This window comes from Streptomyces sp. NRRL F-5135, assembly GCF_000719775.1.
Classification (GTDB): domain Bacteria; phylum Actinomycetota; class Actinomycetes; order Streptomycetales; family Streptomycetaceae; genus Streptomyces; species Streptomyces hebeiensis.
This window is the reverse complement of sequence record NZ_JOHR01000006.1, coordinates 419,078-444,711: the sequence shown is the minus strand read 5'-3', so window position 1 is coordinate 444,711 and position 25,634 is coordinate 419,078. Positions and strand designations below refer to the sequence as shown.

Sequence of the window (25,634 nt, the reverse complement as noted above, 5' to 3'; positions counted from 1 at the left end):
CGGTGACCTCTCGACTCCTTCCGCTGCTGATCGTCCTGATGGCGGGCGTACTGGTGGCGCTCGGCTTCCCGCTCGCCGCCCTCCAGGCGTCCGCCGAGCAGCAGCGCGTCGTCGTGGACCGCATCGACGACGCTGCGCGGGTCGCGGCCCTCGCCCAGTTCGTCACGGACGGCCGGGCCGGCGGGACGGAACGGCGGCGCGCGCTGGAGGACGAGCTCAGGCGCTACCACGACGTGTACGGGATCAAGGCGGGTGTCTTCGACCGGGACGGGAAAGCCATGGCCCGCGCGCCCGAGGACTGGGGCGTGCCCCTGACCGGCGCGGGCCGCCAGGCCTTCGACGAGGCGCTGCTCGGGCGCCGCAGCGACGACCCCGAGCAGGTATGGCCCTGGCAGGACGGCCGGCTCATCGTGGACTCCCCGGTGGTACGGGACGGAGACGTCGTCGCGGTCGTGGTGACGGACTCGCCCACCGAGCAGATGCGCCTGCGCATCCTCAAGGGCTGGCTGGTGATCGCGGCGGGCGAGGCGGCGGCCATGCTGCTGGCCGTGGGCGCCGCGATCCGGCTCACCGGCTGGGTGCTGCGTCCGGTGCGGGTGCTGGACGCGGCGACGCACGACATCGCCACCGGGCGGATGAAGTCCCGGGTCGCGGCGGCGGGCGGCCCCCCCGAACTACGCCGGCTGGCCAGCTCGTTCAACGAGATGGCCGACAACGTCGAGGACGTGCTGGAACAGCAGCGCGCCTTCGTCGCCGACGCCTCCCACCAGCTGCGCAACCCGCTGGCCGCGCTGCTCCTGCGGATCGAGCTGCTCGCCCTCGAACTGCCCGAGGGCAACGCGGAGATCGCGTCCGTACGGACCGAGGGCAGGCGCCTCGCGCAGGTCCTGGACGATCTGCTGGACCTCGCGCTGGCCGAGCACACGGCACCCGACCTGCGGCTCACCGATATCGGGGAGCTCGCCGCCGAGCGGGTCGCCGCGTGGCGTGCCGTGGCCGAGGAGAAGGGCGTACGGCTGACCGGACACCGGGCGGCGGTCACCGCCTGGGCGGACCCGACAGCCCTCTCCAGCGCGCTCGACGCCGTCATCGACAACGCGCTCAAGTTCACCCCGGAGGGGGAGGAGGTCACCGTCTCGGTCAGCAGCGGCGGCGACACCTCCACCATCGTCGTGGACGACGGCGGACCGGGCCTCGACGACGAGGAGCTCGCCCGGATCGGCGACCGGTTCTGGCGCAGCAACCGGCACCAGAACATCAAGGGCTCCGGGCTCGGGCTCTCCATCACCCGGGCCCTGCTGGCGGCCGGCGGCGGCTCCCTCACGTACGCGCACAGCGAGCCGCACGGGCTGCGTGCCACGCTCAGCGTGCCGAGGACGTCGCCGACGGCATGAGGCCCGTCCGGTCCGGGCGGCCGGTGTCGGGCCGTGCCGGGCCGTGCTGGGCCGGGTCCTACGGTTTGACCGACCGGTAGTAGTGCTTGGCCCCCTCGTGCAGCGGCAGCGGATCGGTGTAGATCGCCGTCCGCAGGTCCACCAGCTGCGCGGGATGCACCTGCTTGCCGATGCCGTCCCGGCTGTCGATCACCCGGCGGGTGAAGCCCTCCGTCAGCGCCGCGCCCGTCTCGTCGGTGGTGATCAGCAGGTTCGCCACGGCGAACGTGGGTACGGCCGTGCCCTCCTGCGCGGCCGGGTAGGCGTCGGCGGGCATCTCGGCCGAGCGGTAGTACCGCAACGCCGTCTCGTCCGAGGAGTGCAGCGCGGTGATCAGCGCGGCGTCCAGCGGCACCAGCCGGACGGCGAAGCGCTCGGACAGCTGCCGGATCGCCTCCGTGGGCAGCCCGCCGGACCAGAAGAACGCGTCGAGTTCGTCCCGTTCGAGCAGGCTCGGCACGGTGTCGATACCCGCGGGGACCGGGGTGATCCCGGTCTGCGGATCGATCCCGGCGGCCGTCAGGATCCGGTCCGCTATCAGCCGCACGCCCGACCTCTCCTGGCCCACGCCCACCCTCTTGCCCTTCAGGTCGGCGGTGGACCGGATGCCCGAGGTCTTCGGCGTGATCAGCTGGACGTAGTCGTCGTACAGCCGCGCGCAGCCACGCAGCCGGTCCGCGCCCGGCCGGCCGTCCTGGATGTACTTGGCGACGGCGTCGGCGGTGGCGACGGTGAAGTCGGCGTCGCCGGTGGCCACCCGCGTGATGTTCTCCTGCGAACCCTCGCTGGTCCTCAGGCGTATCGACACGTTCGGCATGCCACGCGCGAGGTCCTCCTTGAGCAGCGCGCCGTAGCGCTGGTAGACGCCGTTCTTCACGCCCGTGCTGAAGATGATCGAACCGCTCGGAGACGACGGCCGCATGGACATCAGCCACCACACCAGCACCCCGAACACCAGCAGCAGGGCGGCGGAGCCTTGCAGCGCGCGGCGACGGCTGACGCGGTACGGAAGGGGGACCATGCCCGCGATCCTGCCAGGTCGCCCCGGCGACAGCCAGGCCCGGTGCGGGTCCACGTGCGGGTCCGGTGCGGGTCCGGTGCGGCCGGGCCCACGCACGGCCGGGGCGGGCGCCCCTCGGTTCGCCCCGGCCGCATGCCCGGGAGCGCCGCTCCGGGGCACGCTCGGGGCCCCGCCCGTCGAGCCGGCCCTGAGCCCGGGCTCGGGGGCGCGGGGCCGGGCCCGTGGCGGGCCGCGCGCCCCCGAGGGCAGGTGCCGCGCCCCCGAGGACAGGTCCCGCGCCCCCTACCCCGCCGGGGTGAACCGCACCGCGAAGCCTCCGTTCCTCGGGACCTCGACCGCCAGCGTCGACTCCGCCGTCACCTCGCGCGTCTCCAGCGCGATCGCACCGTCCGGGCCGTCGCGGTACAGCTCGGCGCGCCACGTCCCGTCGCCCAGGAAGCCCAGCGGCTCCCGGAGCGTCCGGGCCGCGCCGGAGGTCACCGCGCCCAGGTACCAGTCGCGTCCCGACGCCCGGGCGAACACCGCGCGGTCGCCCGGTGCCCCGTCGACCAGCTTCGTCTCGTCCCAGGCCGTCGGCACGTCGCGCAGGAACCGCCGGGCCAGGGGACGGCTGTCGTACGACTCGACGCTGTCCGCGAAGTGCTGCACCCCGGACTCGTAGACCACCGACAGCGCCAGTTCGGCGGCGTCACTGGTGGGGCGTACGCCGGTGAAGGTGACGGGCGTGAAGTCCATCGGGCCGATCAGGTTCCGGGTGAACGGGAGCGTGGTGTAGTGCTCGGCCGGGAACGGTTGGCGCCCCGGCTTGGGGCGTGTGCCCTCCGCGCCCTTCACCGCCTCCACGCTCATCAGCTGTGGCCAGGTGCGCTCCTGGCCGCGCGGAATCGTCGCGCCGTGGAAGTTCAGCATCAGGTGGTGGCGCGCGCTTGCCTCGAAGACCTGGTCGTACCAGCGCATCCGGTCCTGCCCGTCGGACTCCAGGAAGTCGATCTTCAGACCGACCGCGCCCCAGGACCGCCACAGCGGCATCAGCCGGTCGATCTCGCTCCGCGCGTCGATCGTCTGCCACCGCACCCACAGCCAGACGCCGACGCCCTTGTCCTTGGCGTACGCCGTCAGCTCGGGCATCCAGTCGTTGCTCCACCCCGAGTCGACCAGCACGTACTCCCAGCCCTCGCGGGCCGCGAAGTCGACGAACTTCTTCTGCTCCGCCAGGCTCGTCGGGCTCTGCCCGTCCGACCACCAGGACCAGGCCGCCTTGCCCGGCTTGATCCACGAGGTGTCCGCGACCTTGGAGGGGGCGGCGAGGCCGGTGGGCAGATCGCTCTCGGTGACGGTGGCGAGGTCGCCGACGACCATCGTGCGCCACGGCGTGGCCAGGCCCGGGGAACTGACCTCAGCGGGATCCGGGAGCGTCAGCCGGAAGCGGTCCGTCGTGGCGTCCAGGGTGAGCCGGGAGCCGCCGTACGAACTGTCCAGATCCGACTCCTCCACGAGCAGCCAGCTGTCGCCCACGCGGAACAGCGACGGATAGCCGTAGTCACCCGCCGGAGCCTCGGCCACCGTGCCCCGCCGGTGGGCCGACTCGTAGTCCTGCCGCCCGTTGTCGTAGGGCAGGAGGAAGGATTCGGCGGCCGGCGGGACGGCGTACTCGGTGCTCTCGCCGAGGACCGTCACCGTGCCGTTGCCGGGCAGCCGGTAGCGGTAGGCGAGACCGTCGTCGGAGACCCGCACCACGAGCTTCAGCGTCCGGCCCTGCCGGGAGAAGGTGAAGGTGGACTCCGTCGCGTCGACGGTGTGCCGGGTACGGCGGCCGGTGGTGGTCGTGTACGTGTCGGTCACGCGCCGGTCGGCGCGTGACTCGTAGCGCAGCCCGGAGCCGAAGTCGGTGCCGGCGGTGCGGATGCCGAGCGCGGACGGCCGGAGGACGGTGGTACGGCCGTGCCGGGCGCTGAGCGTCAGCCCGCCGTCGCGGGTCAGCGTCAGCTCGCCGCCGACCTCGCCCGGCCCGCCCAGCCGCCAGGTGCGGCCGGCGCCCGGGGCCCCCGGCGCCGCCCGCGTGCCCGCCCGCGCGGCGGAATTCCCTTCGTCGACGGGCCGTCCGCCGGTCCGTCCCGCGTCGGTTCCCTGCCCGGCGTTCTGTTGTCCGGTGCTGTGCGGCGCGGGGCGCTCGGCGGTGTGCGCCGCCGGGGTGCCCAGCTCGCCCCGTAGCGGTACGAGGACGGCGGCCACGCAGGCGAAGGTCGCCGCGGCCCGGGTGACTCTGGATCGTACGACGCGCATCGATGCCTCCTGGTGGAGTCGGATCGCGGAGTCGGTTCACGAGGAGCGATGGGGCCCTCCCACCCCCTGCCGAGGGAATACATCAGACCTATCAGGTGCCTTGACGCATCATCGGCCCGTTTCTACGCTCCCGTCTAGCCAAGTCATCGGATCAATCTGTACGTCTCTGGGACGGAGATGATCGAAGATGCCAGTCAGCAGACGAGGATTCCTGGGCCGGGTCGCGGCCGGAGCGGCGGTCGCGGGAACGACCGCCGGAGGTCTCGCGGTCCCCGGACAGGCGGAGGCCGCGCAGCGGGCGGTGGCCCTGCGGGGAATGACCACCGACCGGGAGTGGGGGCGCTTCCTGGCCGGGCAGGACCTGATCTTCAAGCGCATGCCGCGCACCTGGTACGAGGGCCCGTTCCTCGGCAACGGCCTGCTCGGCTCGCTCGTCTACCAGGAGCCGGGCGAGAACGCCCTGCGCTTCACCGTGCACCACAGCGAAGTGCAGGACCACCGGCCGCAGTTCGGCAGCGACTGGGGCGTGGCCCGGCTCCCGGTCGGCAACCTCCTGCTGCACCCGGTGGGCACCATCACCGGCGTCGAACTGCGCCAGGACCTGTGGAACGCCGAGGTGCGCGGCACGGTCACCACCGACCGCGGGACGCTCGAGCTGCGCGCGCTCGTGCACAACGACCGTACGACGCTGGTCGCCACCGTCGAGGCGAGCGCGGGCGAGGCCGGATACCGCTGGGAGTTCCGCCCGTCACCGGCCGTCAGCCCGCGCATCGTCCGAGAGGACCCGCCGAGCGGCCTCACCCCCAACCCGGCCCCCGTCACCCGGACCGAGGACGGACTGGGCAGCACCGTGCAGCAGTTGGCGGCGGGCGGACAGACGGCGACCGTGTACACGGAGCGCGGCCAGGGTCGCGACCGCACGTACTACCTCTGCGTCGCCCACTCCTTCCCCGGCACGGACGCCGAGGGCCGGGCGCGCACCACCGTCCGCAAGGCGGCCGCGCTGCCCGTCTCCAGCCTGCTGCGGACCCATCGCGACTGGTGGCACCGGTTCTACCGCAAGAGCTTCATCTCGATCCCGGACGCCATGCTCCAGAGCTTCTACTGGATCCAGCTCCACAAGCTGGCCTGCGCGACCCGTGAGCACGCCCCGGTGATGGCCACCACCGGCCCCTGGGTGGAGCCCACGCCCTGGCCCGCCGTGTGGTGGAACCTCAACGTCCAGCTCGAGTACTGGCCGGTCCACGGCTCCAACCACCTCGAACTGGACGCCATTCCCCGCACCCTCGCCGAGAACACCGACATCCTGATCAACGGGCTCAAGCCCGCGTACCGCGCCGACTCGGCGGGAGTGCGCCGCTCGACGGACGCGCAGTGCGACGACAACGGCTCGGTCGCCGTCCCGGGCGTCGGTGACGCGGAGGTCGGCAACCTGCCCTGGGCGCTGCACAACGTCTGGCTGACCTATCGGCACACCATGGACCGCGGCCTGCTGAAGGACGTGCTCCACCCGCTGCTGCGCCGGACGACCAACTACTACCTGCACTTCCTCTACGAGGGGGAGGACGGCAGGCTGCACCTGCCGCGCACCTTCTCCCCCGAGTACGGCTCCGCGCCGGACTGCAACTACGACCTCGCGCTGCTGCGCTGGAGCTGCCGGACGCTCCTGGAAACCGTCGACCTCCTCGGCGAGGACGACGCGCTGGCGCCCAAGTGGCAGGAGGTGCTGGACAAGCTGGTCGACTACCCGGTCGACGAGAACGGATTCATGGTCGGCGCCGGTGTGCCGTTCGCCAAGTCCCACCGGCACTACTCCCACATGCTCTCCGTCTACCCCCTCTACCTCGTCAACTGGGACCAGCCGGAACACCGCGACCTGATCACGCGCTCCCTGGAGCACTGGATCGGATTCGAGGGCGCCCTGCGGGGCTACAGCTTCACGGGAGCGGCCTCCATCTCGGCCCAGATGGGGCGCGGCGACGACGCGCTGACGTACCTGCGCGAACTGGTGGCCCGGTTCATCCAGCCCAACACCATGTACTACGAGGCGGGGCCGGTCATCGAAACCCCTTTGTCGGGCGCGCAGTCCGTGCACGACATGCTCTGCCAGAGCTGGGGCGGGACCGTCCGCTTCTTCCCCGCGGTGCCGGCGCGGTGGCCGGACGTCACCCTGCACGATTTCCGCACGCAGGGCGCCTTCCTGGTGAGCGGGGTGCGCGAGGGCGGCAGGACGCGCTGGGTACGCCTGCGGAGCCTGGCGGGTGAGCCCTGCCGCGTACGGCACTCGATCAAGGGGCGCGTCACGGTCGCCGGGGTCGGCGGGCCCGCGCCCGCCTGGCGCGACCTGGGTGACGGGGTGATCGAGCTGGACCTGGACCGGGACGAGGAGGCGGTCGTGTACCCGGCGGGCGCGCGGCCCGATTTCCGGATCGCGCCGGTGCCGGTCACCGAACCGGCCGAGGCGTGGGGGCTGCCGCCGCTGCCGGAGACGGGGACGGTCACCCGCGTCGACCTCACCGGGACCTTCGACAACGACGCCATCACCACCGAGATGTACTTCGGCGACGGGGATTTCGACGGCACCGGGCGCACCTACCCGATGGCCCAGTTGCCGCAGGCCGGACAGGTCGAGGACGAGGGCATCACCTTCTCCTTCACCAACGGGAGCGAGGGCGGGGACAACAACGTGATCGCGGCCGGCCAGAGGATCGCCGTCCCGCGCGGCTCGTACGCCGGACTGCACGTGCTCGGCTCGGGCGACACGGGCGACGTGACCGTGCCCGCCGTCGTCACCTACGCGGACGGCTCGACCGCGCGGCTCGACATCCGCCTGACGGCCTGGCTGTCGACCCCGAAGCACGGCGAGAGCGAGGCCGTGCGAACCAGCCAGATCCACACCCGCGGTGGACCGCTCGGGACGAAGGCCGCGATCTTCCACCAGAAGGTGGCGCTGGACGCGGAGCGGGAGTTGTCCGAGGTCACGCTGGCGGCCCCGACGGGCACGGCCAGGGCGCACATCTTCGCTCTGTCCTTGGAGAAGTCCCTGGGGTAGCGCCTCGGGGCACCAGGTCCGGGGCACCGGGGGAGACGGGCCGAACGGCGGGTGGTACGGAACGGCAGGTGGTGTAGACGTCAACTTCACGTGTACGAGGGGCGATTGGTTCAAGAGTGAGTCAACATTGTCTCTGGCTCGGGTAATGGCCGAATTTACCTGGATAGTCTCCGGCCGTGATTTCGACCAGACATGCGAATACACGTGCCAACGCCAGTGGCGCTCCGCGCCGTAACCTGCTGCGAGCGGCGGTCGCGGGGGCCGCCGCCACGGCAGGAGTGGCCCTCACGGTCCCGTCCGCCCCCACCGCGCGAGCGGCCGGCGTCCGCGCCCAGGAGCGTCCGCGCCCGGCCACCCCCGACGAGGCTCTCAGAGAACTCGCCGCGGGCAACCGGCGCTGGCGCACCTACCGCGAACAGCATCCCCACGAGACCCGCACCGTCCGCGAGGCCCTGGTGTCGGGGCAGCACCCCTTCGCCCTCATCCTCGGCTGCATCGACTCCCGGGTCCCCCCGGAGCTTGTCTTCGACCAGGGCCTCGGCGACCTCATGACCGTCCGGTCGGCGGGCGAGGTCCTGGACGAGGCCGTCCTCGGCTCCATCGCCTACGGCGTCCTGGAGCTGAACATTCCGCTGGTGATGGTGCTGGGACACCAGTCCTGCGGAGCGGTCGCGGCGGCCGTCCACGCGGAGGAGACCGGCGAGCGGCTCCCGGACCACATCCAGTACCTGGCCGACCAGATCCGCCCGGCGATCGATCACACCAAGGAGGGCGACGCGCGCGTGGACGCCACGGTCGGCGCCCATGTCGACCGTGTCCGCGGCCGGCTGGCCGGCGAACCCGACCTGGCCGCCAAGGTGGCCGAGGGCAGGCTGGCCATAGTCGGCGCTCGTTACGAGCTGACCACGCACCTCGTTCACGGGGTCGGCTGACCCGGGAGACCGCGACCGACCGCACTCGGCGACGCACACCGCCGGCGTACGGATGACGCACCGGCCGACCGGCCCCGCCGCCGGTCGGCCGGCGCACGCCGCGGGACACGTCCGACCACCTCCCGGCACCCCCTTACCCTTGAGGGATGACCAGCAGCAGTGACCGGACCGGAGCAGTGGACGACGTGGGCGTAACTCGAAGCTACGAGATCCGCACCTACGGGTGCCAGATGAACGTCCATGACTCCGAACGGCTGTCGGGCCTGCTGGAGGACGCCGGATACGTCCGGGCCCCGGAGGGCTCCGACGGGGACGCCGACGTCGTCGTCTTCAACACCTGCGCGGTCCGGGAGAACGCCGACAACAAGCTGTACGGCAACCTGGGCCGGCTCGCCCCGGTCAAGGCCCGCCGGCCGGGCATGCAGATCGCGGTCGGCGGCTGCCTGGCCCAGAAGGACCGTTCGACCATCGTCGACCGGGCCCCCTGGGTCGACGTCGTATTCGGCACGCACAACATCGGCAAGCTCCCGGTCCTCCTCGAACGCGCCCGCGTCCAGGAGGAGGCCCAGGTCGAGATCGCCGAATCGCTGGAGGCGTTTCCCTCCACGCTGCCGACGCGCCGCGAGTCCGCCTACGCCGCCTGGGTCTCGATCTCGGTCGGCTGCAACAACACCTGCACCTTCTGCATCGTCCCCGCGCTGCGGGGCAAGGAGAAGGACCGCCGCCCCGGCGACATCCTGGCCGAGATCGAGGCCCTGGTCGCCGAGGGCGTCTCCGAGATCACCCTGCTCGGCCAGAACGTGAACGCGTACGGCTCCGACATCGGCGACCGCGAGGCGTTCTCCAAGCTGCTGCGGGCCTGCGGGGCCGTCGAGGGCCTGGAGCGCGTCCGCTTCACCTCGCCGCACCCGCGCGACTTCACCGACGACGTGATCGCGGCCATGGCCGAGACGCCGAACGTGATGCCCCAGCTGCACATGCCGCTCCAGTCCGGTTCGGACCCGGTCCTGAAGGCGATGCGCCGCTCGTACCGGCAGGACCGTTACCTCGGCATCATCGAGAAGGTGCGCGCGGCCATCCCGCACGCGGCCATCTCCACCGACATCATCGTGGGCTTCCCGGGCGAGACCGAGGAGGACTTCGAGCAGACCCTGAAGGTGGTGCGCGAGGCGCGCTTCGCGCAGGCCTTCACCTTCCAGTATTCCAAGCGCCCCGGGACGCCCGCCGCCGAGATGCCCGGGCAGATCCCCAAGGAGGTCGTGCAGGACCGCTACCTGCGGCTGACCGCCCTTCAGGAGGAGATCTCCTGGGAGGAGAACAAGAGGCAGGTCGGCCGCACCCTGGAGGTGATGGTCGCCGAGGGCGAGGGCCGCAAGGACGGTGCCACCCACCGCCTCTCGGGCCGCGCCCCCGACAACCGCCTCGTCCACTTCGCCAAGCCGGAGCAGGAGGTGCGGCCGGGCGACGTGGTGACCGTCGAGATCACCTACGCCGCCCCGCACCACCTGCTCGCCGAGGGCCCGGCCCGTGCCGTCCGCAGGACCCGCGCGGGGGACGCCTGGGAGCGGCGGAACGCGGCCGGGGCGGCGAAGCCCGCGGGTGTGATGCTGGGCCTGCCCACGGTCGGCGTGCCCGCGCCGCTGCCGGCGATGACGGGCGGCTGCGCCGTCGACTGAGCGATCGCCGCCGGGAGACGGGGAGAGCGGGAGACGGGACAGGGGGACCGACCGGGCTTCGGGCGTGCTCATTTAGTGCCGCGGGAGGGGCACTAGGCTGCTGGGCATGCTTGTCGCCGCTGCCGTCTGCCCCTGTCCTCCGCTGCTGGTGCCCGCCGTGGCCGCCGGCGCCGCGCCGGAGCTCGACGCCGCCCGCACGGCCTGCGACGGCGCGCTGGGGGTGCTGGCCGCGGCGCGCCCCGACCGGCTGATCGCGGTCGGCCCGGCCGAGCAGGGGGGCCCGGGCCCGGAACCGTACCCCGAGGGAACACGCGGGTCCTTCCGGGGCTTCGGAGTACCGGTCGACGTTGTCCTGGGCGGCCCGGGTGGCCCGGACGGCCAGGACGGCGCCACGGGGGAGGCGCGGCCCGCCGGGCGCCCGCTGCCCGACTCGCTGGCCGTCGCTGCATGGCTGCTGGAGCGCGTCCACTGGTCCGCCGCCCCGGTGAGCGGGCTCGGCGTGGGTACGTCGCTCGGCACCGAGGACTGCGTACGGGCCGGGGCCCGGCTGGCGACCGGGCCCGAGCGGGTGGCCCTGCTGGTGATGGGGGACGCGAGCGCGTGCCGCTCGGTGAAGGCGCCCGGATACCTGGACGAGCGCGCGGCTCCGTTCGACGCGACGGTGGCCCGCGCACTGGGCGCGGCCGACGTGGCGGCCCTGAAGTCGCTGGACGTGCGGCGGGCCGCCGAACTCAAGGCGGCCGGCCGGGCGCCCTGGCAGGTGCTGGCGGGTGCCGCCGAGGGCGCGGGCCTGGACGGGCAGCTGCTTCACGAGAACGCGCCCTACGGCGTCGGCTACCTCGTGGCGGCCTGGACCTGACCCCGTCCCGCGCACCGCGCCGATCCGGGAGCGAGGCTCAAGGGTTCAGGGACTCAGGAAGAGGCCGGCGGCGGGGGAGTGCCGTCGTCCTTGTGGGTCAGCTTGCCCAAGGCGTCCTTGGCCTTGCCCGTGCCGCTGCCGATCTTGTCGCTGTACTTGCCCTTGGTCTTCTCGTCGACCGTCCGGGCGGCCTTGTCCAGCCCCTGCTCGATCTTGCCCCCGTGCTGCTGCGCGAAGTCCGAGACCTTCTCCTTGGCCGGACCGATCTTGGCCTTCAACGAATCCAGGAACCCCATGGGCCACCTTCCCTCGGACGGAACAACAGCCTGTGCGCAGGCGCTGTTCTTGGTCTCGCCGTCCACCGCGCCCTCGGGGGACAGCCGCTGCTTTATGCCCAAACAGCGAAAAAACACCCATGTCTTCTCCATAGCGTACTCGTGGGGGCGGCGTTCCGCGCTGCCGAGCGCCGCGCGCACCCGGCCGTCCGCACCGGTGGACCGGGGGCCGGCGCACGGGTGGCGAAACCGTCGGTAGGGTCGTCACGTAACTCGTTCGGGGAGGCGGTCCGCGTTTGCGAGACTGGGGCCGTGAGAAGCGCAGCTACCCCACCGCGAGTCATCGCCGTCGTCGGGCCCACCGCGGCCGGCAAGTCCGATCTGGGCGTGCACCTCGCCCGGGAACTGGACGGTGAGGTCGTCAACGCCGACTCCATGCAGCTCTACCGGGGGATGGACATCGGCACCGCGAAGTTGACGGCCGAGGAGCGCGCCGGGGTCCCCCACCACCTGCTGGACATCTGGGAGGTCACCGAGGCCGCCAGTGTGGCCGAGTACCAGAGGCTCGCGAGGGCGGAGATCGACCGCCTCCTGGCCGCCGGGCGCACGCCCGTCCTGGTGGGCGGCTCCGGCCTGTACGTACGGGGCGCCATCGACGCCCTCGACTTCCCCGGTACGGACCCCGAGGTGCGGGCCCGGCTGGAGGCCGAACTCACCCTGCGCGGGTCCGGCGCGCTGCACGCCCGGCTCTCCGCGGCCGACCCGCGGGCGGGCCGCGCGATCCTGCCCAGCAACGGCCGCCGGATCGTCCGTGCCCTGGAAGTGATCGAGATCACCGGCAAGCCGTTCACCGCCCATCTGCCCGGCCACGACTCGGTCTACGACACCGTCCAGATCGGCGTGGACGTCGCCCGCCCCGAACTGGACGCCCGGATCGCGCGGCGCGTGGACCGCATGTGGGAGGAGGGGCTGGTGGCCGAGGTGCGCGGCCTGGAGGCGAAAGGCCTGCGCGAGGGCCGGACCGCCTCCCGCGCCCTGGGGTACCAGCAGGTCCTGGCGGCGCTCGCGGGGGAGTGCACCGACGACGAGGCCCGCGCCGAGACCGTACGCGCCACGAAACGCTTCGCCCGCCGGCAGGACTCATGGTTCCGCCGCGACGCGCGCGTGCACTGGCTGCCCGGCGGTGTCGAGCAGCGGGCGGAACTTCCGCACCGGGCGCTCTCGTTGGTCGAACGAGCGGTCACAGCCTGATCACGTGATGGCATCGGGACGCTCCGTCCGTCAATCCGCTCCTCATGGGCGTGCCATCATCGAGCATCGGCCGACCGTAGGGCGCGGGCCGGTCCAGTGGAGTCCAAATGGGGAGGGCGCGTGGCGATGGAGGCCGGCCCTCGCGACAGAGAACCGACAGCGGCCCCGGACACCCGGGCAGAGCTGTCGGAAGATCTCCAGGCGGACCCCCCCGGGCTGAGCCCCGACGGGCCGGAGGAGCAGACCGCGACTCCGGAGGTGGAGGTGGAGCTGCGTCCGCCGCGCCGGCTGCGGATCTGGCAGCTGGCCCCGATCGTGATCCTGGCGGCCGTGGGCTCCCTGATGTTCGCGTTCCCCCTGGCCTTCGGCACGGCAGAGGGCGGCGCGGTCGTGGCGATGCTGGGTCTGCTCCTCAGCTCCTGCGCGGCCGGCTGGGGCATGATGGCCGCCCGCCGGGTCGGCCACACCTGGCCGGGCCTGGCCGGCCGGGCCTCCGGCGAGCGCCAGGACTGGCGGGTCGTCGCGCTGTACGCGGTCGTGGCCGTCGCCGTCGTGGCCCTGGCGATCTGGCGGGTCGCCCGGCTGCGCTGACGCGCGCGACCGACCGGGTGACGAGTCCCGGCGGAGGCGGACGCAGACCGCCGACGGGCGTTGTCGGCGGCTGCTCGTACGATGGATCCCGTGAGCACCGACCGGACCATGCGGCACACCCCGAACGCCCCGATCGCCTTTCTCAAGGGCCACGGGACGGAGAACGACTTCGTGATCGTCCCCGACCCGGACAACGACCTCGACCTGCCCGCTCGGGCCGTCGCCGCCCTGTGCGACCGCCGGGCCGGCATCGGCGGCGACGGGCTGCTGCGCGTCGTACGGTCGGCGGCGCACCCCGAGGCCCGGGCCATGGCCGGCGAGGCCGAGTGGTTCATGGATTACCGCAACAGTGACGGATCGGTCGCCGAGATGTGCGGCAACGGGGTCCGCGTCTTCGCCCGCTACCTCCAGCGCGCCGGTCACGTGGAGGCCGGTGACCTGGCCGTGGCCACCCGGGCCGGGGTGAAGCGGGTGCACCTCGCCAAGGGCACCGGCCCCGAGGGCGCGGCCACCGAGGACGGTGACATCACGGTCCACATGGGCCGCGCCGCGCTCCCCGACGACGAGGTGACGGTCACCGTCGACGGCCGGGACAGGCCCGCACGGCACGTCAGCATGGGCAACCCGCACGCGGTCACCTTCGTCGACGACCTCGCGCAGGCGGGCGACCTGCTCTCCGCTCCGCCGGTCGCCCCCGCGTCCGTCTACCCGGACGGGGTGAACGTGGAGTTCGTCGTCGACCGGGGACCGCGCCACGTCGCCATGCGCGTCCACGAGCGCGGCTCCGGAGAGACCCGGTCCTGCGGTACGGGCGCCTGCGCCGTGGCCGTCGCCACGGCCCGCCGCGACGGGCAGGATCCCGCCCGCACCGGCCTGCCCGTCACGTACACGGTGGACCTTCCCGGTGGGCGGCTGCTGATCACCGAGCGGCCCGACGGCGGAGTCGAGATGACGGGCCCCGCCGTGATCGTCGCGGAGGGGCACATCGACCCGGCCTGGCTCGCCGCGGCCCGGTGACAAGTGCCGCGTCGGCCAAGGTTGCCCGGCGGCGAGGCGTCCCGGCACGGCATCCGGGCGGCACTAGGCGTGTTTCGAAAGTAGCGCCGTCCGCCCACAGGCGGTGACCACGCGGCCCGGCGGACGCCGCGGGCACGCGGATCCCGCACGGCGCGCGCCGTGGCCGATCGCTCGAATGGGTGATCCGTTTCACGCCGGACGATACCGGGGCCGCTCGCCGCGACCGGGTGGATAGCATCAAGCACCGGCCCGGAGGGCGCTCCCGCTCGTCCGCCGCCGGTCGAAGATGCCGGAGGTGCCCATGAGCGCAGAGGCCACCAACCCAGGTGCCCACAGCCGCAGACGCGGAATTCCCAGGATCGACCTGCGCAGGCTCGGCCGGGCTGCCTTACTGGGACCCGCCTCACGGCACCGGCTGCCCGACGCCATGGCGCACGTCGCGGACGCGCACCGCGCGCACCACCCCGACGCGGACCTCGCCGTCCTGCGCAAGGCGTATGTGCTCGCGGAGAGTTCGCACCGCGGCCAGTTCCGCAAGAGTGGCGAGCCGTACATCACCCACCCGCTGGCCGTCACCCTGATCCTCGCCGAACTCGGCGCCGAGACGACCACGTTGACCGCCTCGCTCCTCCACGACACCGTCGAGGACACGGACGTGACCCTCGAACAGGTGGGGGCCGAGTTCGGCGCGGAGGTCCGCTACCTGGTCGACGGCGTGACCAAGCTGGAGAAGGTCGACTACGGCGCCGCCGCCGAGCCGGAGACGTTCCGGAAGATGCTCGTCGCCACCGGCAACGACGTACGGGTGATGTCGATCAAGCTGGCGGACCGGCTGCACAACATGCGCACGCTCGGCGTGATGCGGCCGGAGAAGCAGGTCCGCATCGCCAAGGTCACCCGGGACGTCCTCATCCCGCTCGCCGAACGGCTGGGCGTCCAGGCGCTCAAGACCGAGCTGGAGGACCTGGTCTTCGCGATCCTGCACCCCGACGACTACGCGTACACCCGCGCCCTGATCGCCGACAACGCCACCGCGGGGGACGCGCTGGCCGCCATCTCCGAGGACGTCAGACGCGTGCTGCGCGAGGCGGGCATCGCGGCCGAAGTCCTGGTACGGCCCCGGCACTTCGTCTCGGTCCACCGCTCCCGGCTCAAACGCGGCGAGCTGCGCGGCACGGACTTCGGCAGGCTGCTCGTCCTCGTGGGCGAGGACGCCGACTGCTACGCCGTCCTCGGCGAGCTGCACACCTGCTTCACGCCTGTGATCTCCGAGTTCAAGGACTTCATCGCGGCGCCCAAGTTCAACCTGTACCAGTCGCTGCACACGGCGGTGGCCGGTCCGGACGGCGCGGTCGCCGAGGTCCTCATCCGGACGCACCGGATGCACAAGGTCGCCGAGGCAGGGGTCGTCGCGCTCGGCAATCCGTACGCCCACAGCGTGGGACCGCCCTACGGCACGCAGCCGGAACCGGCCGCCGTGGCAGGGCGGGACGGAGCCGCCGAACCGCAGGACGGCGAGCGGGCCGACCCGACCCGGCCCGGCTGGCTCTCCCGGCTCCTGGAATGGCAGCGGTCCGCCCCCGACCCCGACACGTTCTGGACGACGCTCCGCGCCGACCTCGCCCAGGACCGGGAGATCACCGTCTTCCGCGCCGAGGGCGGCATGCTCGGCCTGCCGGCCGGTGCGACCTGCGTGGACGCGGCCTACGCGCAGTACGGTCAAGCCGCGCACGCCTGCCTCGGGGCCCGGGTCAACGGCCGCCTGGCGACGCTGAGCACGGTCCTGAGCGACGGGGACACCGTGCAGCTCCTGCTGGCCCACGACGGGGCGACGGGCCCCTCGCCCGAGTGGCTGGAACACGCCCGTACCCCCGCCGCCCGGATCGCGATCGAGGGCTGGCTGGCGGCCCACCCGGACCCCGCGGGGCCGCCCGACGACGCGCCCCGCGCGCCTCTGACGGCCCCCGCGGAGCGAGCCGAGGCCAGTGACGTCGTGGTGGATCCGCCCGGCGCGACCGTACGGCTGGCGGGCTGCTGTACGCCCGAGGCACCCGACCCGGTCACCGGGTTCGCCGTGCGCGGCGGTGTCGTCACGGTCCACCGCGAGGCATGCCCCGCCGTGGCCAGGATGCGCGCGCTCGGCCGGGTCCCGGTCGGGGTCGGCTGGAGCCGGGTCCCCGGGTGCCGGGTCACCCTGCGCGCGGAGTCCTTCGGCCGCCCCCGGCTGCTGGCCGAGCTGACGGACGCCATCGCCACGGCGGGCGCCGCGATCGTCTCGGCCACCGTGGAACCGCCGAGCGAGCAGCGCGTGCGGCACACATACACGCTGGAACTCCCCGGGGCGGACGGGCTGCCCGGCCTGATGCGCGCCATGCGCGAGGTACCGGGCGTGTACGACGTCAGCCGCGCGTAGGCCCTGTCCGGCCGGGATCGCTCAGCGGCCCCGGCCCCGGCACCGGCCGCGCGGGGCCGGGACGGGTGTCGCGTACGAGGGCCGTGCGTCAACCCGGCGACGCGCGGCATCCGGCGGGCTCCCATGCCCTGACCTGCCCCTTTCGGGTGGGCGCGGAGCGCGCCGTCGCTTCGCGCCGCCTGGGCGCTGATAGCCGTGGTCCATGCGCCTCACTTCCCGCCGACTGCGTGCCGCCCTGCTCGCCGCCGCCTCGGCCACGCTCGTCGCCGCCACCCTGCCCGCGCCCCAGCCCCTCGGGATCGGCGACCCGCTCTTCCCCCACCTGGGCAACCCCGGTTACGACGTCCTCTCCTACGACCTCGACTTCACCTACGGAGGCGACAACAGCAAGCCGCTGGACGCCGTCACCACGATCGACGCGAGGGCGACCCAGCGGCTGGACCGGATCAACCTCGACTTCACGCACGGCAAGGTCGCCTCGGTCGCCGTGGACGGGCGCCCCGCGCGGTTCGCGACGGCCGGCGAGGACCTGGTCGTCACCCCGGCCGTCCCGGTCGCGGAAGGCGCCCGGACGCGGATCACCGTCCACCACACCAGCGACCCCAGCGGTACCGGCGGCGGCTGGCTGCGCACCGCCGACGGGCTGGCGATGGCCAACCAGGCGGACGCCGGCCACCGTGTCTTCCCGGGCAACGACCACCCGGCGGACAAGGCGTACTTCACCTTCCGCGTCACGGCTCCGGCCCGGCTGACGGTCGTCGCCAACGGGACGCGGGTGGCGAAGTCCCGCGCCGGGGACATCGCGCGGTGGACGTACCGCACCCGCCATCCCATGGCCACGGAGCTGGCCCAGGTCTCCATCGGCGACTCGGCCGTGGTGCACCGCCAGGGGCCCGGCGGGCTGCCGCTGCGGGACGTCGTGCCCGCCGCCGACCGCACGAAGCTGGAGCCCTGGCTGAAGAAGACACCCGACCAGATCCGCTGGATGGAACGGCACGTGGGCCCGTACCCCCTGGAGACCTACGGTGTGCTGATCGCCGGTGCCGAGACGGGTTTCGAGCTGGAGACGCAGACGCTCTCGCTCTTCGAGCGACGGCTGTTCACCCGCGCGGAGTTCCCGGAGTGGTACGTGGACTCCGTGATGGTGCACGAACTGGCCCACCAGTGGTTCGGCGACAGCGTCACGCCGCACCGGTGGTCCGACCTCTGGCTCAACGAGGGGCACGCCACCTGGTACGAGGCCCTCTACGCGCAGGACCACGCCAAGAAGTCGCTGGAGACGCGGATGCGTGAGGCGTACCGGCACTCCGACGAGTGGCGCGCGGCGGGCGGGCCCCCGGCGGCGCCGGAGCCACCGGCACCCGGTGAGCAGATCAGCCTGTTCCGGCCGGTGGTCTACGACGGCAGCGCGCTGGTGCTGTACGCGCTGCGGCAGGAGATCGGGAAGGACGCCTTCGAGCGGCTGGAGCGGTCATGGGTGCGCGACCACCGGGACGCCACGGCGAGCACGGCGGACTTCGTCGAGCTGGCGTCGAAGACGGCGGGGCGTGATCTGTCCGCCTTCTTCCAGGCGTGGCTGTACGCGAAGAAGACCCCGCCGATGCCCGGTCACGCGAACTGGAGCAGCGGCACGGCGGCCGGCGCGGCGAAGCCGCCGAAGACGCCGCGGCCCGCCGGGCAGGCGAAGCCCTCCCCGCAGGTCAAGCCCGCCAAGCCCGCCACCAGGCCCGTTCCGCAGCTGAAGCCCGTCAAGCCCGTCAAGCCGGCGAACGGCGGCAAGGCCGGCAGCCCGCCGCGTAACCACCGGTCGGTCGGCGGTCTGTAAGGCCCCCTAAACCGGAGTGACGGCCGCGCCGAACCGTGCCACCATCGAGGGGTCGGCGCGGCCGACCGGGAATCTTTCCCGCTCAGCACGCGTTGTGACAGTCGTGACGGGACTCCCGGCGAGCACCCGTGACGCAATCCCACCGGAGTCTTCGACGTAAGGATCCAATGACCTCCTCTTCTTCCTTTTCCCAGGCCGCACAGAATCTCGCTGATCCCCGTACGGCGGATCCCCGCACCGAGAGCCTCCGGGCCGATGCCCTGATGGAAGAGGACGTCGCCTGGAGCCACGAGATCGACGGAGAGCGGGACGGGGACCAGTTCGACCGCTCCGACCGCGCTGCCCTGCGACGGGTGGCGGGCCTCTCCACCGAGCTCGAGGACGTCACCGAGGTCGAGTACCGGCAGCTGCGCCTGGAGCGCGTCGTGCTGGTCGGCGTATGGACCACGGGCACCGTGTACGACGCGGAGAATTCGCTGGCCGAGCTGGCCGCCCTGGCCGAGACGGCGGGCGCGCTCGTGCTCGACGGGGTGATCCAGCGACGCGACAAGCCCGACCCCGCCACGTACATCGGCTCCGGCAAGGCCGCGGAGCTGCGCGACATCGTCCTGGACAGCGGCGCCGACACCGTCGTCTGCGACGGTGAGCTCAGCCCCGGCCAGCTGATCCACCTGGAGGACGTCGTCAAGGTCAAGGTCGTCGACCGTACGGCACTGATCCTGGACATCTTCGCCCAGCACGCCAAGTCCCGGGAGGGCAAGGCGCAGGTCGCGCTCGCGCAGATGCAGTACATGCTGCCGAGGCTGCGCGGCTGGGGCCAGTCGCTGTCCCGGCAGATGGGTGGCGGCGGCGGTGGCGGCATGGCCACCCGGGGCCCCGGTGAGACCAAGATCGAGACGGACCGGCGGCGGATCCGCGAGAAGATGGCGAAGATGCGCCGGGAGATCGCGGAGATGAAGACCGGCCGCGAGATCAAGCGCCAGGAGCGGCGACGGCGCAAGGTGCCGTCGGTCGCGATCGCCGGCTACACCAACGCGGGCAAGTCGTCGCTGCTCAACCGGCTCACGGGGGCGGGCGTCCTGGTGGAGAACGCGCTGTTCGCCACCCTCGACCCGACCGTACGCCGGGCCGAGACCCCGGGCGGCAGGCTGTACACCCTGGCCGACACGGTCGGATTCGTCCGGCACCTGCCCCACCACCTGGTCGAGGCGTTCCGCTCCACGATGGAGGAGGTCGGCGACTCCGACCTGATCCTGCACGTGGTGGACGGCTCGCACCCGGCGCCCGACGAGCAGTTGGCCGCCGTGCGCGAGGTGATCCGCGAGGTGGGCGGGGACGTGCGCGAGATCGTGGTGATCAACAAGGCCGACGCGGCGGACCCCCTGGTCCTCCAGCGGCTGCTGCGCGCCGAGCGGGACGCGGTCGCCGTCTCGGCCCGTACGGGCGCCGGCATCGCGGAACTGCTGGAGCTGATCGACGCCGAGCTGCCCCGTCCCGAGGTCGAGGTCGAGGTCCTCGTGCCGTACACGCAGGGCGCGCTGGTCTCGCGGACGCACGCCGAGGGCGAGGTGATCTCCGAGGAGCACACCCCGGAGGGCACGGTGCTCAAGGCCCGCGTCCACGAGGAGCTGGCGGCGGCGCTCGCCCCGTACGTACCGGTGGCCCGCTGACGCGGTGACGAACAGGAGGCCCGCCGCCCTCGCGACGAGGGTGGCGGGCCTCCTGTCTGCCGTACCGCCTCCCGTCCCACCGCGTGTCCGGCGGGGCACCGCCGGACACGGGTCGGCCAGGCGACTGACCAGTCCTACATGTCTACTTGTTCGCGAACTTCTTGCTGACGCCGTCGTAGACGTCCTTGGCCACCTCGCCGAGTCGCGGTCCGGCCAGCCAGCCGGCCTTCACCGGACCGATGGAGGTGTTGGACACCAGGGCGGGCTCGCCGTCCTGTCCGGTGGCCACCCAGCCGCCCCCGGACGAACCGCCGGTCATGGTGCAGCCCACCCGGTACATCGACGGGTCGTCGGCCTTCACCGAGAGCCTGCCGGGCTTGTCCTGGCACTGGTACATCTTCTGCCCGTCGAACGGCGGCGCCGCCGGGTAACCGGTCGCCGTCATGCTCGCGATCCTCGGGGTCTCCGGGGCGTTGAACTCCACCGGCAGTGCCCCGCCGACCGTCTCCTCCAGCGACGTGCCGTCACCGCCCTTCTCCGGGGTGACGTGGATGACCGCGAAGTCGTACGGGGCGCCCTGTCCGCCGGTCGAGGCCCCCTGGCTGATCCACTGCTGCGAGGTCTGGCCCCAGTCAGCCCACCACACGCCGTGCGGGGCGACCTGCTCCTTGGCGGCGGTCTCCAGCCCGGCCGTCGACAGGCCCTCGTTGTTGTAGGAGGGGACGAAGGCGAGGTTCCGGTACCAGCCGCCCTTCTTGCCCGCGTGCACACAGTGACCGGCCGTCCAGACCATGTTGGACTTGCCGGGGTGGGCGGGGTCCTGGACCACGGTCGCGGAGCAGACCATCGAGCCCTCGGGCCCGTCGAAGAACAACTTGCCCGACGTGGGAGCGTTGTCGCCGTACGGGGTCTTCACCGCCTGCGCCTCGACCGGGGCCGGGGTCGGGTCGCTGACACCCGCGTCGTCCCAGTTCTGCTCGTCGTCGACGGGCTTCTCCGGCGGCTCCTCGGCGTCGCGCATGCGGTCCTGGTCCCACAGGCCCTCGATGACCGGGTTGACGAAGTCCTTCGCCTCACGCAGCCACTTGTCCCGGTCCCAGTTCTTCCACTCACCGCCCCGCCACTTGTCCAGGTCGAACCCGCGCTCCTTGAGCTTGTCCTTCAGCTCGTCGGGAATGACGATCTTCCCGTCCGACCCCGCGCCGCCGGAGCCGCCGATGTCCGCCGACTCGCTCGCCCGCGCGGCGGCGTCACCGTCGTCGGGACCGCAGGCGGTGGCCGTCAGCGCGAGGGCCGTGGCTATGGAGGCCGCCGCGAGGACGGGGGAAAGTCTGCGCCGCGCGCTCCTTCCCCGGCGGGCGGCGAGAGTGGGGCGAATAGGTCGCATGGCGTGATCCCCCTGGGATGTGGCAGCGGTGCGCCGTTCGACATCCGGCGCGGAGCCGGGACAACGGGCTGTGGAATCGGGACAAAGGTGATGGAGTCGGGGTAATGGACGTCAATAGCGGCAACCCGGTCGCAGTGCGGGACCGGAGTGCGGCCCCCCACTATGCCCGGTGCCGAAGGGGACGGTGTGCGGCAGGGGCACGGTTCCGGCCCGCCGCGGACGCCCGCGACGATCTTGCCAACTGCCCGTGATCCCGGGCCACTCGCGTCGTTGCTCTGTAGGAGGGCGTGCGCGCGGGGGGACCGGACCGGCGTCCACTGTCGAACGATCGGCGCCCCGGGACCGTACTGACATGGGACCGAACCGTGACAACGGGAGGACGACAAGCCGTGGCCGTGACCGAGAAAGCACCGGCGGCGCCGACCGTCGCGCACGAAGGCATCCTCCGGCGCCAGTCCCTGCGCGAGTCCGCCGCCCGTACGTACGCGCGCTCACTGCCGATCGTGCCCGTCCGCGCCCGGGGGCTGACGATCGAAGGGGCGGACGGACGGCGCTATCTGGACTGCCTGTCGGGCGCGGGCACGCTGGCCCTCGGCCACAACCACCCCGTGGTCCTGGAAGCGATCAGGAAGGTCCTCGACTCCGGGGCCCCGCTGCACGTGCTCGACCTCGCCACGCCCGTCAAGGACGCCTTCACCACGGAGCTGTTCGCGACGCTGCCGCCGCGGTTCGCGCGGACGGCCCGGGTGCAGTTCTGCGGCCCCGCCGGGACGGACGCGGTCGAGGCCGCCCTGAAGCTGGTCCGTACCGCCACCGGCCGCGGTGGTCTCCTCGCCTTCACCGGGGCGTACCACGGCATGACGGAAGGGGCCCTCGCCGTCTCCGGCGGCGCCCCGGACGTACGGGTGACCCGGCTGCCGTACCCGTACGACTACCGCTGCCCGTTCGGCACCGGCGGCGCGCGCGGCGCCGAACTGGCCGCGCGCTGGACGGAGAACCTGCTGGACGACGCCAAGGGCGGCGCGCCCGCTCCCGCCGGGATGATCGTCGAACCGATCCAGGGCGAGGGCGGGGTGATCCCCGCCCCGGACGACTGGCTGCGTGCCATGCGCCGGATCACGGCCGACCGGTCCGTCCCGCTCATCGCCGACGAGGTGCAGACAGGAGTGGGGCGGACGGGTACGTTCTGGGCCGTGGAGCACAGCGGGATCACACCGGACGTGATGGTGCTCTCCAAGGCGATCGGCGGTTCGCTGCCGCTCGCCGTGATCGTCTACCACGAGGACCTCGACTGCTGGCGCCCCGGCGCCCACGCGGGCACCTTCCGGGGGAACCAGCTCGCGATGGCGGCCGGTGCGGCGACCCTCGCGTACGTCCGGGAGAACGGGCTCGCCGAGCGCGCGGCGGTGCTCGGCGCGCGCATGCTCGGGCAGTTGGAGGGACTGGCCGCGAACCACCCCTGCGTCGGCGATGTGCGCGGACGTGGTCTCATGATCGGTGTGGAACTTGTCGCCCAGGCCGCCGGCGATCCGCCGCCGCCCGCACCGGAACTCGCCGCCGCCGTCCGGCGCGAGTGCCTGAGCCGCGGCCTGATCGTCGAACTGGGCGGGCGCCACGCGTCCGTCGTGCGACTGCTCCCGCCGCTGACCATCACCGACGAACAGGCCGTCGCCGTCCTCGACCGGTTCGCCGACGCCCTGGCCGCCGCCGAGCGCGCCGCGCTCCGGCACGGAGAAACCAGCCCGCCGTACGGGAAGGAAACCGACCGGCCGTACCGATGACGGACGGCCCTGTCGCAACCGCCCCGGACGCTCTCCCAAGGAAGCCCTCGTGAATCCCACTCCTTCACCCGATGTTCCCGAGGCCGACGGCCGCCCCACCGCGAACGCGCCGACGCGCGACGCCGGAAGCGGCCGACGGGACGCGTCGGGGAACGGCCACGCACCGCAGGCGGCGGTACCGCTGACCGTGCCGCGCCAGGCGACGGGCGGCCACGCGCCCTCACCGGCCACGGCAGGCACCCCTGCTCCGGCGGCCGGCGCGGCCGACACGGCCGGGCCGGGCGACAGCGCCGAGCGGGCCGAGGCGACCGGCGTCGAGCGCGTGGTTTCCGGTGAGCGTGCCGAGCGCGTCGGACACGAACTCGTCGGACGGCCGGGCCACTTCGGCGACCCGGACCGGCTCGGCCACCCCGACCACCTCGACCACCCGGACCCGGAGAAGGCCGCCGACGCGGCCGCCACCGAGAACCTGCTGCGCTGCTGGGTCCGGGAGACCGACCTGCCCCGCCCGGACGGCGACCTGCTGCGGATCCCGCTCGCCGCCAGCGGCACCGCCCTCCTCGTGCCCGTCCGGTACTGGTCGGCCACCGGCTGGCACCGCTTCGGCATGCCGTTCCTGGAGAGCGCCCCGCAGGACGCGCCCGCCGCCGACGCCGTCACGGTCGCGGCCCTCCTCGGCCGCGAGTCGGGCCGCTACCAGGGCGCCGATCTGGTCGGCCGCGTCGTCGGCTCCCTCGCCCACACGGCCGCTTTCATCACCGACCGGCGGGCACGTCCCGAAGCCGCCGCCGGCGCCGACCCGTTCCTCACCGCCGAGCAGTCGCTGCTGCTCGGCCACCCGCTGCACCCCACGCCCAAGAGCAGGGAGGGCCTGTCCGAGGCGGAGGCCCGGCGGTACTCACCGGAGGTGCGCGGTTCCTTCCCGCTGCACTGGATGGCCGTCGACCGGTCCGTCCTCGCGAGCGACTCGGCCTGGACCGAGCAGGGCCGCGTCGTCCCGGCCGAACGGCTCACGGCCCGCCTCCTGGGCGACGTGTCACTGCCCGACGGCACCGTCGCGCTGCCCCTGCACCCCTGGCAGGCGCGTGACGTGCTCCACCGTCCCGCCGTCGCGGCGCTCCTCGACGCCGGGCTGCTGCACGACCTCGGGCCGCACGGCGCCCCCTGGCACCCCACGTCCTCGATCCGTACCGTCCACCGGCCCGGCGCCCCCGCCATGCTCAAGCTCTCGCTCGGCGTACGGATCACCAACTCCCGCCGGGAGAACCTGCGCAAGGAACTGCACCGGGGCGTGGAGGTCCAGCGCCTGCTGCGCAGCGGTCTCACCCGGGAGTGGCAGGCAGCGCACCCCGGCTTCGACATCGTCCGCGACCCGGCCTGGCTCGCCGTCGACACGCCGGCGGGCGAACCCGTCGCCGGACTGGACGTGATGGTGCGCCACAACCCCTTCCGGGCCGACGACGACGCCGTCTGCATCGCCGGGCTCACCGCGCCGCGCCCGTACCCCGGACGTATCGGCATGTACTCACGGCTGGCCGCGATCGTCTCGGACCTGGCCGCCCGCACCGGCCGGGCCACGGGCGCCGTGTCGGCCGAGTGGTTCCTGCGCTACCTCGACCAGGTCGTACGCCCCGTGCTCTGGCTGGACGGCGCGGCCGGCATCGCGCTGGAGGCGCACCAGCAGAACACGCTGGTGCTGCTGGACTCCGACGGCTGGCCGGCCGGCGGCCGGTACCGGGACAACCAGGGGTACTACTTCCGTGAGTCCCACCGGGCCGCGCTGGACCGGCGGCTGCCCGGGATCGGTTCGGTCAGTGACACCTTCGTCTCCGACGAGGTCACCGACGAGCGCTTCGCCTACTACCTCGGGATCAACAACGTGCTCGGCCTGATCGGGGCGTTCGGGTCGCAGGGGCTGGCCGACGAGCGGCTGCTGATCGCGGCCTTCCGCCGGTTCCTCGCCGGGGCCACCGGGCTCGGCTCGCCGCTGCCCGAACAGCTCCTGGCGACCCCCACCCTGCGCTGCAAGGGCAACCTGCTCACGCGACTGCACGGTCTGGACGAGCTGGTCGGCCCCGTCGACACCCAGTCCGTGTACGTGACCATCGCCAACCCCCTCCACGCCTGAACTCCCGGGCCCCGCACCGGCGGACCGGCCCGGGACGGGC

17 protein-coding genes are annotated in these 25,634 nt (G+C 73.0%); 13 read left to right on the top strand and 4 right to left on the bottom strand.

Annotated features, from left to right (window positions below):
- Positions 1–2 precede the first annotated feature (2 nt).
- Positions 3–1,394: a sensor histidine kinase gene (locus IG02_RS0112440; protein ID WP_030745423.1), complete on the top strand. Its 1,392-nt coding sequence runs from the start codon at positions 3–5 to the stop codon at positions 1,392–1,394.
- Between the two features lie 58 nt (positions 1,395–1,452).
- Here IG02_RS0112440 and IG02_RS0112435 read toward each other — a convergent pair whose 3' ends face one another.
- Together IG02_RS0112435 and IG02_RS0112430 are read right to left on the bottom strand one after the other, a co-directional pair.
- Positions 1,453–2,454, bottom strand: a complete 1,002-nt coding sequence (locus IG02_RS0112435) for a TAXI family TRAP transporter solute-binding subunit (RefSeq protein ID WP_030745419.1) — start codon at positions 2,452–2,454, stop codon at positions 1,453–1,455.
- Between the two features lie 282 nt (positions 2,455–2,736).
- Complete coding sequence (locus IG02_RS0112430) at positions 2,737–4,737, bottom strand: glycoside hydrolase family 97 protein (protein ID WP_030745415.1); 2,001 nt, start codon at positions 4,735–4,737, stop codon at positions 2,737–2,739.
- Between the two features lie 187 nt (positions 4,738–4,924).
- Between IG02_RS0112430 and IG02_RS0112425 the strand changes: the two genes are divergently transcribed.
- The 4 genes from IG02_RS0112425 to IG02_RS0112410 all read left to right on the top strand — a co-directional run bounded on the left by IG02_RS0112425 (position 4,925) and on the right by IG02_RS0112410 (position 11,256).
- Positions 4,925–7,789, top strand: a complete 2,865-nt coding sequence (locus tag IG02_RS0112425) for a glycosyl hydrolase family 95 catalytic domain-containing protein (protein ID WP_030745412.1) — start codon at positions 4,925–4,927, stop codon at positions 7,787–7,789.
- A 176-nt stretch (positions 7,790–7,965) separates the two neighbouring features.
- The gene (locus tag IG02_RS0112420; RefSeq protein WP_030745409.1) at positions 7,966–8,721 is read left to right on the top strand and encodes a carbonic anhydrase; all 756 of its coding nucleotides are present in this window, start codon (positions 7,966–7,968) and stop codon (positions 8,719–8,721) included.
- Between the two features lie 146 nt (positions 8,722–8,867).
- Positions 8,868–10,397 (top strand): tRNA (N6-isopentenyl adenosine(37)-C2)-methylthiotransferase MiaB, encoded by a 1,530-nt coding sequence (gene miaB / locus IG02_RS0112415; protein WP_030745406.1) that lies wholly within the window; start codon positions 8,868–8,870, stop codon positions 10,395–10,397.
- Positions 10,398–10,503: 106 nt separating this feature from the next.
- Entirely contained in the window at positions 10,504–11,256 is a 753-nt protein-coding gene (locus tag IG02_RS0112410) for a class III extradiol dioxygenase subunit B-like domain-containing protein (RefSeq protein WP_030745404.1), read from the top strand.
- A 53-nt stretch (positions 11,257–11,309) separates the two neighbouring features.
- On the opposite strand, the gene IG02_RS0112405 is transcribed toward IG02_RS0112410, so the two are convergent.
- Entirely contained in the window at positions 11,310–11,654 is a 345-nt protein-coding gene (locus tag IG02_RS0112405) for an antitoxin (RefSeq protein WP_234314714.1), read from the bottom strand.
- A 189-nt stretch (positions 11,655–11,843) separates the two neighbouring features.
- Between IG02_RS0112405 and miaA the strand changes: the two genes are divergently transcribed.
- The 6 genes from miaA (at position 11,844) to hflX (ending at position 20,298) form a co-directional block, all read left to right on the top strand.
- On the top strand, positions 11,844–12,782 hold the full coding sequence (miaA, locus tag IG02_RS0112400; protein WP_030745398.1) for a tRNA (adenosine(37)-N6)-dimethylallyltransferase MiaA: 939 nt from the start codon (positions 11,844–11,846) through the stop codon (positions 12,780–12,782).
- Between the two features lie 126 nt (positions 12,783–12,908).
- Positions 12,909–13,373, top strand: coding sequence for a hypothetical protein (locus IG02_RS41530; protein ID WP_030745396.1), 465 nt, complete (start codon positions 12,909–12,911; stop codon positions 13,371–13,373).
- An 81-nt stretch (positions 13,374–13,454) separates the two neighbouring features.
- Entirely contained in the window at positions 13,455–14,390 is a 936-nt protein-coding gene (gene dapF / locus IG02_RS0112390) for a diaminopimelate epimerase (RefSeq protein ID WP_051764885.1), read from the top strand.
- A gap of 301 nt (positions 14,391–14,691) precedes the next feature.
- Positions 14,692–16,803: a RelA/SpoT family protein gene (locus IG02_RS0112385; RefSeq protein WP_030745390.1), complete on the top strand. Its 2,112-nt coding sequence runs from the start codon at positions 14,692–14,694 to the stop codon at positions 16,801–16,803.
- 202 nt (positions 16,804–17,005) lie between these two features.
- On the top strand, positions 17,006–18,628 hold the full coding sequence (locus tag IG02_RS0112380) for a M1 family aminopeptidase (protein ID WP_078854412.1): 1,623 nt from the start codon (positions 17,006–17,008) through the stop codon (positions 18,626–18,628).
- 167 nt (positions 18,629–18,795) lie between these two features.
- Entirely contained in the window at positions 18,796–20,298 is a 1,503-nt protein-coding gene (gene hflX, locus IG02_RS0112375; RefSeq protein ID WP_030745384.1) for a GTPase HflX, read from the top strand.
- Between the two features lie 142 nt (positions 20,299–20,440).
- Here hflX and IG02_RS0112370 read toward each other — a convergent pair whose 3' ends face one another.
- Positions 20,441–21,685: a trypsin-like serine peptidase gene (locus tag IG02_RS0112370; protein ID WP_030745381.1), complete on the bottom strand. Its 1,245-nt coding sequence runs from the start codon at positions 21,683–21,685 to the stop codon at positions 20,441–20,443.
- Positions 21,686–22,074: 389 nt separating this feature from the next.
- On the opposite strand from IG02_RS0112370, the gene IG02_RS0112365 reads away from it, so the two are divergent.
- Positions 22,075–23,466, top strand: coding sequence for a diaminobutyrate--2-oxoglutarate transaminase family protein (locus IG02_RS0112365; RefSeq protein WP_051764884.1), 1,392 nt, complete (start codon positions 22,075–22,077; stop codon positions 23,464–23,466).
- A 49-nt stretch (positions 23,467–23,515) separates the two neighbouring features.
- Entirely contained in the window at positions 23,516–25,594 is a 2,079-nt protein-coding gene (locus tag IG02_RS0112360) for an IucA/IucC family protein (RefSeq protein ID WP_030745375.1), read from the top strand.
- Positions 25,595–25,634: the final 40 nt, after the last annotated feature.